At 68.0% G+C, this 13,693-nt stretch carries 14 protein-coding genes; 10 read left to right on the top strand and 4 right to left on the bottom strand.

What is annotated here, in order from left to right; genetic code table 11:
- Positions 1 to 67: 67 nt before the first annotated feature.
- Entirely contained in the window at positions 68 to 454 is a 387-nt protein-coding gene (locus AC1RLW_RS07475; protein ID WP_082818166.1) for a DUF4259 domain-containing protein, read from the bottom strand.
- 330 nt (positions 455 to 784) lie between these two features.
- On the opposite strand from AC1RLW_RS07475, the gene AC1RLW_RS07470 reads away from it, so the two are divergent.
- Positions 785 to 1,786 carry a hypothetical protein gene (locus tag AC1RLW_RS07470; RefSeq protein WP_493192633.1) on the top strand — a complete coding sequence of 334 codons (1,002 nt, stop codon included), beginning with the start codon at positions 785 to 787 and terminating at the stop codon, positions 1,784 to 1,786.
- 40 nt (positions 1,787 to 1,826) lie between these two features.
- Positions 1,827 to 2,627, top strand: coding sequence for a DUF1266 domain-containing protein (locus AC1RLW_RS07465; protein WP_493192632.1), 801 nt, complete (start codon positions 1,827 to 1,829; stop codon positions 2,625 to 2,627).
- A gap of 7 nt (positions 2,628 to 2,634) precedes the next feature.
- Here the strand turns inward: AC1RLW_RS07465 and AC1RLW_RS07460 are convergent, their stop codons facing one another.
- A complete protein-coding gene (locus tag AC1RLW_RS07460) occupies positions 2,635 to 3,465 on the bottom strand; it encodes a class I SAM-dependent methyltransferase (RefSeq protein WP_493192631.1) in 831 nt (276 codons plus the stop codon).
- Positions 3,466 to 3,521: 56 nt separating this feature from the next.
- Positions 3,522 to 5,417, bottom strand: a complete 1,896-nt coding sequence (locus AC1RLW_RS07455) for a sigma-54-dependent Fis family transcriptional regulator (RefSeq protein ID WP_493192630.1) — start codon at positions 5,415 to 5,417, stop codon at positions 3,522 to 3,524.
- Positions 5,418 to 5,649: 232 nt separating this feature from the next.
- Between AC1RLW_RS07455 and adh the strand changes: the two genes are divergently transcribed.
- Both adh and AC1RLW_RS07445 read left to right on the top strand, forming a co-directional pair.
- Complete coding sequence (gene adh, locus AC1RLW_RS07450) at positions 5,650 to 7,170, top strand: aldehyde dehydrogenase (protein ID WP_493192629.1); 1,521 nt, start codon at positions 5,650 to 5,652, stop codon at positions 7,168 to 7,170.
- Positions 7,170 to 7,547 (top strand): DUF779 domain-containing protein, encoded by a 378-nt coding sequence (locus AC1RLW_RS07445; RefSeq protein ID WP_095947459.1) that lies wholly within the window; start codon positions 7,170 to 7,172, stop codon positions 7,545 to 7,547. Before adh ends, AC1RLW_RS07445 begins: the two co-directional genes overlap by 1 nt.
- A gap of 15 nt (positions 7,548 to 7,562) precedes the next feature.
- On the opposite strand, the gene AC1RLW_RS07440 is transcribed toward AC1RLW_RS07445, so the two are convergent.
- Positions 7,563 to 8,480, bottom strand: coding sequence for a LysR family transcriptional regulator (locus AC1RLW_RS07440; RefSeq protein ID WP_492735896.1), 918 nt, complete (start codon positions 8,478 to 8,480; stop codon positions 7,563 to 7,565).
- A gap of 141 nt (positions 8,481 to 8,621) precedes the next feature.
- On the opposite strand from AC1RLW_RS07440, the gene AC1RLW_RS07435 reads away from it, so the two are divergent.
- The 6 genes from AC1RLW_RS07435 to AC1RLW_RS07410 all read left to right on the top strand — a co-directional run bounded on the left by AC1RLW_RS07435 (position 8,622) and on the right by AC1RLW_RS07410 (position 13,681).
- The gene (locus AC1RLW_RS07435; RefSeq protein ID WP_307694001.1) at positions 8,622 to 9,038 is read left to right on the top strand and encodes a YjfI family protein; all 417 of its coding nucleotides are present in this window, start codon (positions 8,622 to 8,624) and stop codon (positions 9,036 to 9,038) included.
- Positions 9,039 to 9,050: 12 nt separating this feature from the next.
- Entirely contained in the window at positions 9,051 to 9,782 is a 732-nt protein-coding gene (locus AC1RLW_RS07430; RefSeq protein WP_492735894.1) for a PspA/IM30 family protein, read from the top strand.
- Positions 9,783 to 9,784: 2 nt separating this feature from the next.
- The gene (locus tag AC1RLW_RS07425; RefSeq protein ID WP_062476395.1) at positions 9,785 to 10,144 is read left to right on the top strand and encodes a hypothetical protein; all 360 of its coding nucleotides are present in this window, start codon (positions 9,785 to 9,787) and stop codon (positions 10,142 to 10,144) included.
- 42 nt (positions 10,145 to 10,186) lie between these two features.
- Entirely contained in the window at positions 10,187 to 10,831 is a 645-nt protein-coding gene (locus tag AC1RLW_RS07420) for an OB-fold-containig protein (RefSeq protein WP_095744901.1), read from the top strand.
- Positions 10,832 to 10,952: 121 nt separating this feature from the next.
- A complete protein-coding gene (locus AC1RLW_RS07415; RefSeq protein ID WP_062476401.1) occupies positions 10,953 to 13,121 on the top strand; it encodes a flotillin family protein in 2,169 nt (722 codons plus the stop codon).
- 14 nt (positions 13,122 to 13,135) lie between these two features.
- On the top strand, positions 13,136 to 13,681 hold the full coding sequence (locus AC1RLW_RS07410; RefSeq protein ID WP_070059348.1) for a TFIIB-type zinc ribbon-containing protein: 546 nt from the start codon (positions 13,136 to 13,138) through the stop codon (positions 13,679 to 13,681).
- Positions 13,682 to 13,693: the final 12 nt, after the last annotated feature.

Genomic DNA, 13,693 nt, shown 5'->3' with positions numbered 1-13,693 from the left:
GCTGTCGCCACTCGTTACGTAACACGGCGCACGCTTTGGCCGGAACGCCGGGCGCGTTCAGCGCGGTTCAGCCGCGCAGCCGGACCTGCAGGCTCTTCAGGTTGGCCAGCCACGCAAGGTAGTCCTCGTCGTCCTCGCCCAGCTCGGCCCAGGTGTCGTGCCCGTCCGCATCGGGGTCGTCGAGGATGGCCTGCAGCGCGTCGGCGGCGGCATGGCGCAGGTCGGTGGGCGGCGCGGCCTTGCCGGCGCACCAGTCGACGGCATCCGGGTGCACGTCGGCGCTGCCGTGTCCGGCGAGCAGTGCCAGCACTTCGGCCGCGGCGACGGTGCCTTCGGTCGAACCTGAATCCAGCGTCTCGCGGATGAAGGCGAGCGCGTCATCGGCTTCCTGCAATTCAGCCAGCCAATCGAGTGCCTCGTCGTTGCCGAAGCCTGCTGTCGACCATGTACCCATTCGTTTGACTCCCGTGTGTGGCGTGTCGCGGTGCGGCCACGGTTTGAAGATGCGGTGATGCTAGCGGCGCGAATCTCGTGATCGCGCGGCCTCGCAGAATTCGTCAGAATGCCAGGCGACGCTTCCCAGTAGCATGGCCGCGCTCCTGACATGGGGGCGCGTGATCATCCAGTCCGTGAGCCGCCGGGGAACGCTTCCCTTGGGCCGGCGTTGCGGCGGTGTCCTTCCAGGACACGCCGCGGTCACGGCCGATCTGCCGTGCATGGCCCACGGAAGCAGATGCCGGGCCGCTTACCCATTCACAACCACGGTTTCAGGGAGAGATTCAGCATGTCATTCGTTTTTTCGTCGTTCACCGATCACCTGGGCGCGCTGCCGCCCGAACACGCGCGCCACGGCGATGCCTTGCGCGCACGCGTGCAGCAACAGGTGCAGGCACCGTTGCATGCCGACCTGTCGGCCTTTGCCTTCCTGCCCGACCAGGCAGACCACCCCGACCACGAAGATGCGCCGCAGGTGTTCGCGCAGGCGGTCGAGCAGATGTACCTGCCCAAGCCGTGGCTGGGCGACGAGATTCCGCTCTTCTTCCTCGGCTACCACGCGATGAACCGGCTCAGTGGCAAGCGCACCTCGCAAGGGCTGCTGCTGACCGACCAGGCCGTGTACGTGCAGGACGACTTCACCGTGCTGTCGGCCGCACCGCCACCGGCGCAGGGCCATGCCTTGCCGGCGCGCGCGGACGATGCACCTTCGTTCGTCTCGACGCTGCTCGCGCGCTTCAAGGCGTGGAAAGACTGGTCCGGCGTGGCCGACGCGCCCGAGCCGGTGCTGCTCAAACGCTGCGGCGAACTGCTGGCGCCGACGGTCGCGGCGGTGGTCGCGTACCACGCGGAAAACGGCAGCCAGCGACAGGCGCAGCAACGCGTCTGGAGGCTGGCCGAGCTGGTGGCCGACCACGGCGCAGTCGACACCTTGCTCGACCCCGCCAACCCGAAGCTGGCCAAGAAGCTGGGCAAGGTGACGGACAAGTTCCAGATTCCCGCGGGCGAGACGCTGCAGTTCGCGCTGGCCGACTTTCCGCTCTTCGGCGGCCCCTACGGCGTGGCGCTCACCACGCAGGCGCTGTACGGCAAGGACCTGATGGAGTCGCCGCTGCGCATCGCGCTGGAGCGTGTGGAGGCGCGCGCGCTGCAGATCGGAGAGAAGGGCGACCAGCTGCTGACGGGCTCGACCCCGCCGATGGCGCTGCCCGCGCACATGAAGGAATCGCTGCGCGCACCCTTCCTGGCGTTTCTGCAGCAGGAGGTTGTGCGCCTGCAATCGAAGGCCTGATCCGCCCGCGCGCCATTCAACAAGATTCGGAGGAGTTTTCATGGGGTTCAAGGACACGCTCGCGCACGCGATGCTCGACAACGACAAGCTCAAGTTCGACGCCGCCGCGCCCGCGCTTTCCGCGCAGGAGCAATGGCTGGTCACGCTGAGCACGCCGCTGTCGGCCTTCAACGGCGATTGCGTGAACGCGGTGCTCACCGGCAAGGACAACGACACCCTGCGCGAAGGCATCGCGCAGGTGTGGAACGTGAGCGACCGCGCGAGCTTCGAGCAGACCGCGCGCTGGCTGACCGAGGACGGGCAGCGCGCGAAGTACCTGCCGGCCTGGAAGGCCATCGGCGCGATCGATGCGGCGGTGCAGTCCACGCCCGGCGTGCTGCGCCTGGTCATGGACGCGTGGTTTCCCGCGTTCTTCCAGATCAAGGCGCGCGAGCACCTGGACATGCGGGCGCTGTCCGCGCAGACCGGGCACTCGAGCGCCGAGCTGAGCCAGCTGATGACGGGCAGCCAGAGCTGGGTCCAGGCCCTGCGCAAGCACTTCGGCGTGGCGCCGGATCAGCTGACGAGCCTGGTGGCCTGGGACGCGGTGCGCCTGGCCAACCTGTCGCGCTGGGCCGTGCAGCTGGGCTTCATCGAACGCGCGGAGTTCGCGGACTTTGCGGGCGGCCTGGCATCGCAGGTGCGCGCGGCCTATGCCAACTGGTCGCAGGTGAGCGCCGCGTACATCGCGGCGGGCCTGATCTGGCAGTACTCCGACGCGCGCGAAGAGCACCTGCTGCGCACCAACCGCCTGCTGCTGAGCGACACGCGCAGCCCGTGGCGCAGCGTGCCTTTCGCCTGAAGAGGTTCTAGTCCTTCGCCCTCAGCGCGTACACCGCATAGATCGGCACGCCGAGAAAGAACAGCACCATCGGCGCGAACAGCGTGTAGGGCCAGCCGATGCCTTCCATCACGCGGTAGGTGCCGTCCAGGTGCAGGCGCGGATGGGGCTGCGTGAGGTCTTCGTACCGGCGCAGGCCCCACTGGAACTCCGCGCCGGTCGCGCGCACCGAAGGATGCTGGCGCGCGCGGCCCACGGCCAGCCAGCACATCGCATCGAAGGCCAGCACCGAGCCCGCAGGCGCGCGTTCGCCGAAGGTGGTGAACACGGCATTCACCTGCTCGGGCGTGAGGTACATCAGCACGCCTTCGGTGAACAGGAAGACCGGCTGCGCCTGGCGCTTGCGCGGCAGGCCGAGCTGCTCCCACCAGCCGGGCGCCGTAAGGTCGAGTTCGCGCAGGTCGTGGCGCGGATGCGTTTCGGGCAGCAGCTCGCGGCGCAGGGCCAGCACCTCGGGCAGGTCGGCGTCGGTCATGCGCGACTTGCCGTCGTCCAGCCATTGGAAGTAGTGGCTCAGGCCGCAGCCCAGGTTCACGACGCGCGCGCCCGGGTGCAGCTTGAGGAAGTCCTGCGCCAGGCTGCGAAAGCGCCGCGTGCGCGCGAGGATGCCGTAGATGGTCGTGCGGTCGTCGGGCAGGGCGTGGTCGTCGTCGCGGATCTGCTCGAGGATGCCGGCGGCGTAGGCGTCGCGCACGGCCATCTGCGGAAACAGCGCATCGCCCGAAGCCCGCGCGGCCAGCGGAATCCGCAAGGTGGACGGCACGGCCGAGAGCTTGCGCGCGGATTTGCCGGTGGTCATGAATGCGGGGGCAGGGCCATGCGCAAAGTCTGGCCGCTCCCGCGCGTGCGGGCAAGTCAGTCTTTGGTGTTGCCCGCGGGCGGGCGCTGGCGCGCGAGGTGGCGGTACACGGTGCTGCGGTGAACGCCGAGCCGGCGGGCCGCGCGCGCCACGTCGTGGTCGCAGGCGCGCAGGGCTTCGTCGATGGCGTGGCGCGTGATGGTCTGCAGGGGCGCGTTGGGTTGCGACAGGGTGGCTTCGCTGACGTCGGCAACGGGGGCGGCGTCGTGCAGGTGCGCGGGCAGCGCATCGGCCGTCACCGCATCGCCCGGGTCGGCCAGCGCCACGAGGGCGCGCAGCACGCTGCGCAGCTCGCGCACGTTGCCGGGCCAGCGGTAGGCGGCCAGCCGTTCGAGCGCGTCGTTCTCCAGGCACAGGTGCTTGGCGGCGCCGCCCGATTCGAGGAACAGCCGCGCGATCAGCGCGCGCCGGTCGGCGCGCTCGTGCAGCGCGGGCAGGGCGACGGTGAAACCGGCCACGCGGTACATCAGGTCGGCGCGAAAGCGCCCCGCCTCGACCAGCGCGGGCAGGCCGGCGTGCGTGGCGCACACCAGGTCGAAATCGACCGCCACGCCCTGGCCGCCGCCCAGCGGCGTGACCACGCGGCCTTCGAGCACGCGCAGCAGGCGCGTCTGCAGCGCGAGCGGGATCTCGGCGATCTCGTCCAGAAAGAGCACGCCGCCGTGCGCCTCGCGGATGCGCCCCGGCATGCCCTTGCGCCGCGCGCCGGTGAAGGCGCCTTCTTCGTAGCCGAACAGTTCGGCCTCGATCAGCGTCTCGGGCAGCGAGGCGCAATCGACTGCCACGAACGGGCCTGCGCTGCGGCGGCTGGCGGCGTGCAGGCGGCGCGAGAACACCTCCTTGCCGCTGCCGGTCTCGCCGTTCACCAGCACCGGCACGCCTTCGTTGAGCACGCGCACGGCGCGCGCCAGCAATGGGCGCACCACGTCGTCGTTGTCGACGGGCGCGGCGTTCGCGGCCATCACCTGCCGCGCGCCGGTGCGGCCCGCGCCGCTGTTCGCCGTGCCCGTGCGCTCCATGACCGTCGCGATCTGCCGTCCGCCCGGCAGCGTGAGCAGGCTGCGCCGGTGCTCCATGCGCGGCCACTGCGCGCCCAGGAATTCTTCGGCGTCGAGGTCGAGCAGGCCCTCCCATGAGCGGCCGAACAGGTCGAGCGCCACGCGGTTGGCCGCGACGATGCGCCCGTTCTCGATCACCATCAGCCCTTCGCGCGCGGTGCCGATCAGCGCGGGCCGCGCGTGGAAGCGCAGCACGTGGCCCGAGGCCTCGGCCAGCAGCATGCGGTGCTCCACTTGTTGTGCCGCCATGCGCACCAGGCCCAGGGCGTGGTGGTTCACGCGCGCGGTTTCGCCCGAGATGTCGAGCGCGCCGGCCAGCTCGCCGCGCCCGCTGAAGATGGGCGCCGCCGCACAGCCCAGCCGGCCGTTCTGCGCCAGGTAGTGCTCGCCGCCCAGCACCATCAGTGCCTCGCGCTCGGCGAGCGCGGTGCCGATGGCGTTGGTGCCACGGTGGCTCTCCGACCATTCCACGCCAGGCTGCAGCGCCACGCGCTGGGCCTTGGGCAGGAAGTCGGGGCTGCCGATCTCCTCGAGGATCAGGCCGCTGGCGTCCGACAGCGCGACGATGCAGCCGTTGCCCACCGCGTGCTCGGCGAGCCCGTCGAGCTCGGGCTGCGCGCAGCTGAGCAGGCGCATCGCCTGCTCGCGCCGCTCGTTGAGCAGCGAAGGCGCCATGGGCGTCGGGTCGATGCAGTGCGGGTCGACCGGCCGGCTGCGCTGCCACGAGCGCGAGATGTGCGGCGCGATCCACGGGGCTGGGTCGCGGCCCTGCGCGAAGAACAGCTCACGCGCCTGCGCGACGCTGACCGATGGCGCGGAAGCTTCACTCGTCATGCGTGACTCCGTGGACGGGGATTGCCGGCGATTCGCCTTGTGCGACATCGTAGTCGCCGCCGTCGCGCCCATCTGTCGCAGATTGCGAATGGAAACCCTCTGCGCGGGCCGCGCCCCTGTGGCGCGGGGCTTGGGGATTGTCCCGATCCGCGCGGGTATGCCGCTTGCGGTGCCTGTGCGGGCCGCCGCATGTCGTGGCGCCCGTTCACACCTTACCCAACGGAGACAACCCATGGACATGCTCGAACCGGGCAAATTCGGTACCGCGGTGCCTTTCAAGGCGCGCTACGGCAACTACATCGGCGGCGAATGGGTCGCGCCGGTGGAGAACCAGTATTTCGGCAACATCACGCCCGTCACCGGCAAGGTCTTCTGCGAAGTGCCGCGCTCCAGCGCCGCCGACATCGAGCGCGCGCTCGACGCCGCCCACAAGGCCAAGGGCGCCTGGGGCCGCACCTCGACCACCGAGCGCGCCAACATCCTGAACCGCATCGCCGACCGCATGCAGGAAAACCTGGCCATGCTGGCCGCCGCCGAGACCTGGGACAACGGCAAGCCGATCCGCGAGACCATGGCCGCCGACCTGCCGCTGGCCATCGACCACTTCCGCTACTTTGCCTCGTGCGTGCGCTCGCAGGAGGGCGGCATCAGCGAGATCGACCACGAGACCTTCGCGTACCACTTTCACGAGCCCATCGGCGTGGTCGGCCAGATCATTCCGTGGAACTTCCCGATCCTCATGGCCGTGTGGAAGCTCGCGCCCGCGCTGGCGGCCGGCAACTGCGTGGTGCTCAAGCCCGCCGAGCAGACGCCGGTGTCGATCCTGGTACTGCTGGAGGTCATCGGCGACCTGCTGCCGCCGGGCGTGCTGAACGTGGTCAACGGCTTCGGCGTGGAGGCGGGCAAGCCGCTGGCGTCGAGCAACCGCATCGGCAAGATCGCCTTCACCGGCGAGACCACCACGGGCCGGCTGATCTCGCAGTACGCGAGCCAGAACCTCATTCCGGTCACGCTGGAGCTGGGCGGCAAGTCGCCCAACATCTTCTTTGCCGACGTGATGGAGCGCGACGACGCCTTTTTCGACAAGGCGCTCGAAGGCTTCACGATGTTCGCGCTGAACCAGGGTGAGGTCTGCACCTGCCCGAGCCGCGCGCTGATCCAGGAATCGATCTACGACCGCTTCATGGAGCGCGCACTGAAGCGCGTGGCCGCGATCAAGCAGGGCAGCCCGCTCGACGCGGCCACCATGATCGGCGCGCAGGCCTCGAGCGAGCAGCTCGAAAAGATCCTGTCGTACCTGGACATCGGGCGGCAGGAGGGCGCGCAGGTGCTGATCGGCGGCGAACGCCAGCAACTCGAAGGCGACCTGGCCGATGGCTACTACGTGAAGCCGACCGTTTTCCGCGGCCACAACAAGATGCGCATCTTCCAGGAAGAGATCTTCGGGCCCGTGGTGTCGGTCACCACCTTCAAGGACGAGGAAGAAGCGCTGGCGATTGCCAACGACACGCTCTACGGCCTGGGCGCCGGCGTGTGGAGCCGCGACATGAACCGTGCCTTCCGCATGGGCCGCGGCATCCAGGCCGGCCGCGTGTGGACCAACTGCTACCACCAGTACCCGGCGCACGCGGCCTTCGGTGGCTACAAGCAGTCGGGCATCGGGCGCGAGAACCACAAGATGATGCTCGACCACTACCAGCAGACCAAGAACCTGCTCGTGAGCTACAGCGAGAACAAGCTGGGCTTCTTCTGATGACCGGCGAGGTCCTGCGCGTCACCGCGACCGACGCGGCGCTCGCGCTCATCGACGACCTCGCCGCACGGCACGGCCCGCTGATGTTCCATCAGTCGGGCGGCTGCTGCGACGGCAGCGCGCCCATGTGCTACGCGCAGGGCGAGTTCATCGTGGGCGACTACGACCGGCTGCTGGGCCGCATCGGCGGCATGCCGTTCTACATCAGCGGGCCGCAGTTCGAGTACTGGCAGCACACGCAGCTGATCATCGACGTGGTGCCGGGGCGCGGCGGGATGTTCTCGCTGGAAGGGCCGCTGGGCGTGCGCTTCCTGACGCGCTCGCGGCTGTTCACGGAGGCGGAGTGGGCGGTGCTCGAGGCCGAGGGGGCGGAGTAGGGCCCGGGCCGGTCGTCAGTTCGACGAAGCGAGCAGCTGCCGCACCAGCAGCTGCGTAGCCGGCGTCAGCGCCGCGCCCGTCTTCGTCGCCATCAGCAGGCGCCGCGTGGCCCACGCGTCCTTCAGGTGCACCACCTTCAGGTCGAGCGCGGCCACCTGCGCCTTGCAGGCGGCCAGCGGCACCACGCCGATGCCGAGGTTGGCCGCGATCATGTGGCACATCGCATCGAAGCTGCGCACCTGCACGCGCAGCCGCATCGGAATGCCGGCCTGTTCAGCGGCGCGCGAAGTCAGCTCGAGCAGCGAACTGCTGCGGTTCAACCCCACGAATTCGTGCGCCAGGCAGGTCTTGAAATCGACCTGCTTTGCGCGCAGTCGGGCTAGCGGATGTGGCTTGGCACACAGCACCACGAGCTCGTCGGTCTGGAAGGGCGCGACGTCGAGGCCGTAGGCGGGCGTGTTCTCGGCGAACACGCCCACGTCGGCGAGGCCATCGACCAGCGCGCGCACGATGTCGCCGCTCAGCTGTTCCTCGACCTCGACGCGAATATCGGGATGCTGTCCGAGGAAGGCCGCCAGCGTGGTCGGCAGGAACTCCGTCAGCGCCGACATATTGGCCCACAGCCGTACGTGGCCGCGCACGCCGCTGGCGTAGTCGCCCAGCTCGTTGCTGAACTGCTCGAAGCCCTGGAAGAGGCGCATCGCATGCTGCATCGCCACATGCCCGGCGGGCGTGAGCGCGATGCCCTGGGCGCTGCGTTCGAGCAGCTTGGAGCCGGTGGCGGCTTCGAACTCGGACAGGCGCCGACTCGCCGCCGAGAGCGCGAGGTGACACGCTTCCGCGCCCTTGGTGATGCTGCCCGACTGCGCCACGGCGCAGAACAGGCGCAGCGTCACGAAATCGACACGCGCGGGGTTGATGGTGCTGGCCATCGGCGGATTCTAGAGAGCGCGCCAGTGCCGAAAGTCATGCGCACGGGTTAAAAGAATTTTTGACATGTTATGTCGCTGCACCTATAGTGAATCCATCGAAGCATCGCGCGCTTCCCACGGTAGACAACCCAAAGGAGAGGTATGCAATCACTGCTGGATCAACTCGAAGGCCTCGATGTGCTGGCCGGTGCTGCGATGGGCGGGCTGTCTGTTCAGCTGCAGCCGATTCCGGGCAGCACGCCCGTGGTCCAGGTGAGCATCGAAGGGCGCGATGAGCTGCCGATCTTCGTCACGAGTTCCGACATGCAGATCATCTGCATCTGCTACCTCTGGACCGAGGAAGAAGTGAAACCCGCGCGGCGCACCGAGCTGCTCGAATCGCTGCTCGACCTCAATCCCTCGGTCCCGCTGTCGTCCTTCGGGCGCGTGGGCGGGCGCTACGTGCTCACGGGGGCGCTGGGGCGCAACGCGAGCGTGGAAGACATCGCACGCGAAGTGGCCGTGCTCAGCGACAACGCGCTCGATGCGCTCGACGCCTTGTCCGAATTCCTGAATTAAGCGGAGATCATCATGACAGTCATCAAGAAGCTGGTCACCTTGCTGCGCGGCAGCGCCCGCGAAATCGGCGAGAGCGTGATCGACAGCAACGCCACGCGCATCTACGAGCAGGAAATCATCGACGCCAAGCACAGCATCGAAAAGGCCAAGGGCGACCTCACGGGCGTGATGGCCAAGGAGATGCAGTCGGCCCGCGAGATCGAACGCCTGAAGGGCGAGGTCGCGCGCTACGAAGGCCTGGCGCTCGAAGCCCTCAACAAGACCCAGGAAGGCTTGGCGCTCGACGTGGCCGCCAAGGTCGGCACGCTCGAGCAGGAGCTCGAGGAGCAGGCCAAGGCCCACGCCTCGTATGCGCTGCAGGTGTCGCGGCTCAAGGACCTGATCAAGTCGGCCGAGGCGCGCATCCGCGAGCACGAGCGCGAGATCGGCATCGCCAAGACCACCGAGAGCGTCTACCGCGCCACGCAGTCGATCTCCGAGAACATCGGCAGCGGCGGCTCGCGCCTGGCCAGCGCGCGCGAGTCGCTGGAACGCATCCGCTCGCGCCACGAGGATCTGTCTGATCGCATGGCGGCAGGCCAGCAGCTCGAAGACGAGCTCGGCCACAGCGCGCTCGAGAAGAAGCTGGCCGCGGCAGGCATCGGCAACGACGTCGACCGCACCGGCAAGGTGATGGAGCGCATCCGCGCCCGGCAGGCCAAGCCGTCCGAACCGCCCAAGCCGTCCGAACCGGCGTCGGAGTGACGATGGTGCGGGTCAAGCCGGTACGCTGGCAGGGCTCGGACGAGGCGATCCGCGCGGTCCAGGTGGCCTTCGACGTGGAAGAAGCCGTGCTCGAGGCCGTGCGCACCGCGGCGTTCGAGCAGCATGTGTCCACGCCCGACCAGATCCGGCAGGTGCTGGGGCTGGCGACCACCTCGAAGCCGAAGCGGCCGCGTCTCACGGTGTCGTTGAACACGGCCGACTACGAATTTCTGGCGGCGCGGTATGGTCTGTCACCTGACGACCGCCTGGCCATCAAGGAGAGGGCCACGCGCGAACTGATTGCCTTTGCAGGCAAGGCGAACAAGAAGAACACCGGCACGAAGAAGCCGGGCGGCAGGTAAGAAGAAAAGAGAACAACAACCAACCCGCACGCGGGAGGATCAATGGGCGATTTCATGGGAGCGGTGACGGGGTACCCCACCGCGATCTACACGGTGCTGCTCGGCGTCGTGGTGATCTATTGGGTGCTCGCGGTGGTCGGCATGGTCGACTTCGAGAGCAGCGGGATCGACGTCGACCTGCAGACGCATGCCGACGGCGACACCAGCGACATGGGCCAGATCGCGAGCTACGTGGTCGCCTTCGGCCTGAACGGCGTGCCGTTCTCGGTGGCCGTGAGCCTGCTGGTGCTCGTGGCCTGGACGCTCTCGTGCCTGGGCGGCGAGTGGCTGCTGCCGCTGGTGCCGACGATGGTGCTCAAGCTGGTGGCCGGCACGGTGCTGCTGGTGGCCAGTGCAGCCCTTGCCATCCCGGTGACGGCGGTGGCCATCCGCCCGCTCAAGGGCCTCTTCGTGAGCCACACGGCCGTGAGCAACGCGGCGCTGGTGGGCCAGGTCTGCCGCGTCGTCACCGGCGTGGTGAACGAGAAGGACGGCCGCGCCGAAGTGGCGCGCCGCGGCGCCAGCCTCAACATCCGCGTCTGGGCGCCCACGCCCAACGCCCTCAAGCGCGGCTCGCACGCGCTCATCCTCGAATACGACGAGGTGGCCGCGCGCTACCTCATCGCGGCGCACGAAGACATCGTCTGAGAAGGCGTGAACGAACCCGCCATGTCCGTTCATCGGCCACGCCGGATTCACTCACACCTTCTGCCCGCGCGCATCCCTCACCCAAGTTCGTTCGCTCGCTCTTAAAGCATCTGGAGAAAAAATGGAGCCCATCATCTTCGCCGTGGTCATACTGGCCGTCGTCATCCTCGGCCTGTTCGCGATGTTCGCCAAGTTCTATCGCAAGATCGAACAGGGCCACGCCCTCATCGTGAACACGCTGCGCGCCGAGCCCGAGGTGACCTTCACCGGCCGCATGGTCTACCCGATCATCCACAAGGCCGAGCTGATGGACATCTCGGTCAAGACCATCGAGATCGACCGCTCGGGCAACGAAGGCCTCATCTGCCGCGACAACATCCGCGCGGACATCAAGGTGAAGTTCTTCGTGCGCGTCAACAAGACCGCCGACGACGTTCTGAAGGTGGCGCAGGGTATCGGCTGTGCGCGGGCATCGAACCACGAGACGCTCGAAGAGCTGTTCTCCGCCAAGTTCTCCGAAGCGCTCAAGACCGTGGGCAAGTCGATGGACTTCGTCGACCTGTACCAGGCGCGCGACGGCTTCCGCGACGAGATCATCAGCCAGATCGGCAACGACCTGTCGGGCTACGTGCTTGAAGACGCCGCCATCGACTACCTCGAGCAGACCCCGCTGTCGGAGCTGGACGCCAACAACATCCTCGATGCGCAGGGCATCAAGAAGATCACCGAGCTGACGGCGGTCGAGCACGTGCGCACCAACGAGCTGCGCCGCAACGAGGAAATGCAGATCAAGAAGAAGAACGTCGAAACGCAAGAAGCACTGCTCGAACTCGAACGCCAGCAGGCCGACGCCACCGCGCGCCAGCAGCGCGAAATTGCCAGCGTGCGCGCCCGCGAAGAAGCCGAGACCTCCAAGATCCAGTCCGAAGAGCGCACCAAGTCCGAAACCGCGCGCCTCATGGCCGAGCAGTCGGTCTCGGTGCAGCAGGAGAACGTGCAGCGCGAGAAGGAAGTGGCCGAGAACAACCGCAAGCGCGCGGTGGCCATCGAGGAAGAAAAGGTCACGCGTGCCCGCGACCTCGAGATCGTCGATCGTGAGAAGGAAGTGACCCTGCAGCGCATCGAGAAGGACAAGGCCGTCGAAGTGCAGAAGAAGGCCATTGCCGACGTGATCCGCGAGCGCATCGTGGTCGAGCGCACCGTGGCCGAACAGGAAGAAGCCATCAAGGAACTGCGCGTGGTCGCCGAGGCTGAGCGCACCAAGAAGTCGGTCGTGATCATGGCCGAGGGCCAGGCCGAAGAGAAGATGGTGCTCGACGTGAAGGCCGCCGAAACGCAAGAGAAGCGCGCCCGCCACAAGGCCGCCGAAGAACTCACGCTGGCCGACGCCAAGCTCAAGGTGGCCGAACGCGACGCCGAATCGAAGAAGCGCGAAGCCGAAGGCGTGGAAGCCATTTCCGCCGCACCGGGCCTGGCCGCCGCCAAGGTCGAAATCGCCACGGCCCAGGCCAAGCTCGCAAGCTTCGAAGCCGAGGCGTCGGGCAAGGAAAAGCTGGGCCTGGCCGACGTGCATGTGCGCCAGGCCGATGCCGATGCGATCCTCAAGGCCGGCCAGGCCGATGCGCAGGTCATCGAAGCCCGTTCGCAGGCCGAAGCGGCCGGCATGCGTGCCAAGTTCGAGGCCGAGGCGTCGGGCAAGGAAAAGCTGGGCCTCGCCGAAGTCAACGTGCGCACGGCCGACGCCGAGGCCACGCTCAAGTCGGGCCAGGCCGATGCACAGGTCATCGAAGCGCGCTTCAACGCCGAGGCGAAGGGCCTGCACGAGAAGTTCGAGGCCATGAAGTCCATGAGCCCCGAAACCCGCGACCACGAAGAGTTCCGCATGCGCCTGGAAAAGTCGCACATCGAAACCATGAAGGGCATCGACGCGCAGACGTCCATCGCCAAGGAACAGGCCGACGTGCTGGGCACCGCGCTCGCCAACGCCAAGATCGACATCGTGGGCGGCTCGGGCGACTACTTCGACAGCTTCGTGCGCTCGCTCTCCGTGGGCAAGGGCATCGACGGCGTCATTTCCAAGAGCCAGGCGGTGCAGGTCGCCTTCAAGGAACAGCTCTCGGGCGAGCGCGACGTGGTGAAGGACCTGCGCGACATCGTCGGCGCGCTGGGCAACTCGTCGGGCGAAATCCAGAATCTCAGCGTCGCATCGCTGATGAGCAAGATCGCCAACGACGGCACCGAAAGCCAGAAGTCGGCGCTGCAGAACCTGATCTCCTCCTTCCGCAACTGAGCCGGGGGCGCGCGATGAACCCGAACCTGAAGTGCAGTTGCGCCACCCATGCCGCGATGCAGCCCGTCGCGCTCGCCGAAGCCTTGCTCGGCGTGCAGTGCGGCGACTGCCACGGCATGGTGATGGACATGGACGACTGGCGCAGCTGGAAGGCTGCCGACCCGAAACGCGTGCCGCACGAGGTCGACGATGAGGTGATCGAGGTGTTCGACGTCGCCGCCGTGCGCCACTGCCCCGAGTGCGAGCGCCTGATGCAGCGCCTGCGCGTGAGCGCCGGGCCTGACTTCCGCATCGACCGCTGCGTGGCCTGCCAGAACCTCTGGTTCGACCAGGGCGAATGGCGCGCCCTCGTGAGCCGCGGCCTGGCCGGCCGGCTCGACGAGCTGCTGTCCGACGGCTGGCAGCGCCGGCTGCAGACCGAGGAGGTGCGCGAGGCGCGCCTGGCCGCACTGCGCCGCCGCTACGGCGACGACTGCATCGACGAGCTGGACCGCATCCGCGCCTGGCTCGACACCCAGCCTCACCGCGACGAATTGCTCGCACTGCTGCGCGCGGACTGACCGCGCCGATCC

This window comes from Variovorax sp. GW822-FHT04A09 (genome assembly GCF_058801005.1).
Note: the sequence above shows the minus strand (reverse complement) of the source record. Positions and strands in the feature narration are given on the sequence as shown.

Excerpts from the sequence above, each read along its gene's own strand:
- AC1RLW_RS07475 (WP_082818166.1), bottom strand. The coding sequence starts at position 454 with ATGGGTACATGGTCGACAGCAGGCTTCGGCAACGACGAGGCACTCGAT.
- AC1RLW_RS07470 (WP_493192633.1), top strand. The coding sequence starts at position 785 with ATGTCATTCGTTTTTTCGTCGTTCACCGATCACCTGGGCGCGCTGCCG.
- AC1RLW_RS07465 (WP_493192632.1), top strand. The coding sequence starts at position 1,827 with ATGGGGTTCAAGGACACGCTCGCGCACGCGATGCTCGACAACGACAAG.
- AC1RLW_RS07460 (WP_493192631.1), bottom strand. The coding sequence starts at position 3,465 with ATGACCACCGGCAAATCCGCGCGCAAGCTCTCGGCCGTGCCGTCCACC.
- AC1RLW_RS07455 (WP_493192630.1), bottom strand. The coding sequence starts at position 5,417 with ATGACGAGTGAAGCTTCCGCGCCATCGGTCAGCGTCGCGCAGGCGCGT.
- adh (WP_493192629.1), top strand. The coding sequence starts at position 5,650 with ATGGACATGCTCGAACCGGGCAAATTCGGTACCGCGGTGCCTTTCAAG.
- AC1RLW_RS07445 (WP_095947459.1), top strand. The coding sequence starts at position 7,170 with ATGACCGGCGAGGTCCTGCGCGTCACCGCGACCGACGCGGCGCTCGCG.
- AC1RLW_RS07440 (WP_492735896.1), bottom strand. The coding sequence starts at position 8,480 with ATGGCCAGCACCATCAACCCCGCGCGTGTCGATTTCGTGACGCTGCGC.
- AC1RLW_RS07435 (WP_307694001.1), top strand. The coding sequence starts at position 8,622 with ATGCAATCACTGCTGGATCAACTCGAAGGCCTCGATGTGCTGGCCGGT.
- AC1RLW_RS07430 (WP_492735894.1), top strand. The coding sequence starts at position 9,051 with ATGACAGTCATCAAGAAGCTGGTCACCTTGCTGCGCGGCAGCGCCCGC.
- AC1RLW_RS07425 (WP_062476395.1), top strand. The coding sequence starts at position 9,785 with ATGGTGCGGGTCAAGCCGGTACGCTGGCAGGGCTCGGACGAGGCGATC.
- AC1RLW_RS07420 (WP_095744901.1), top strand. The coding sequence starts at position 10,187 with ATGGGCGATTTCATGGGAGCGGTGACGGGGTACCCCACCGCGATCTAC.
- AC1RLW_RS07415 (WP_062476401.1), top strand. The coding sequence starts at position 10,953 with ATGGAGCCCATCATCTTCGCCGTGGTCATACTGGCCGTCGTCATCCTC.
- AC1RLW_RS07410 (WP_070059348.1), top strand. The coding sequence starts at position 13,136 with ATGAACCCGAACCTGAAGTGCAGTTGCGCCACCCATGCCGCGATGCAG.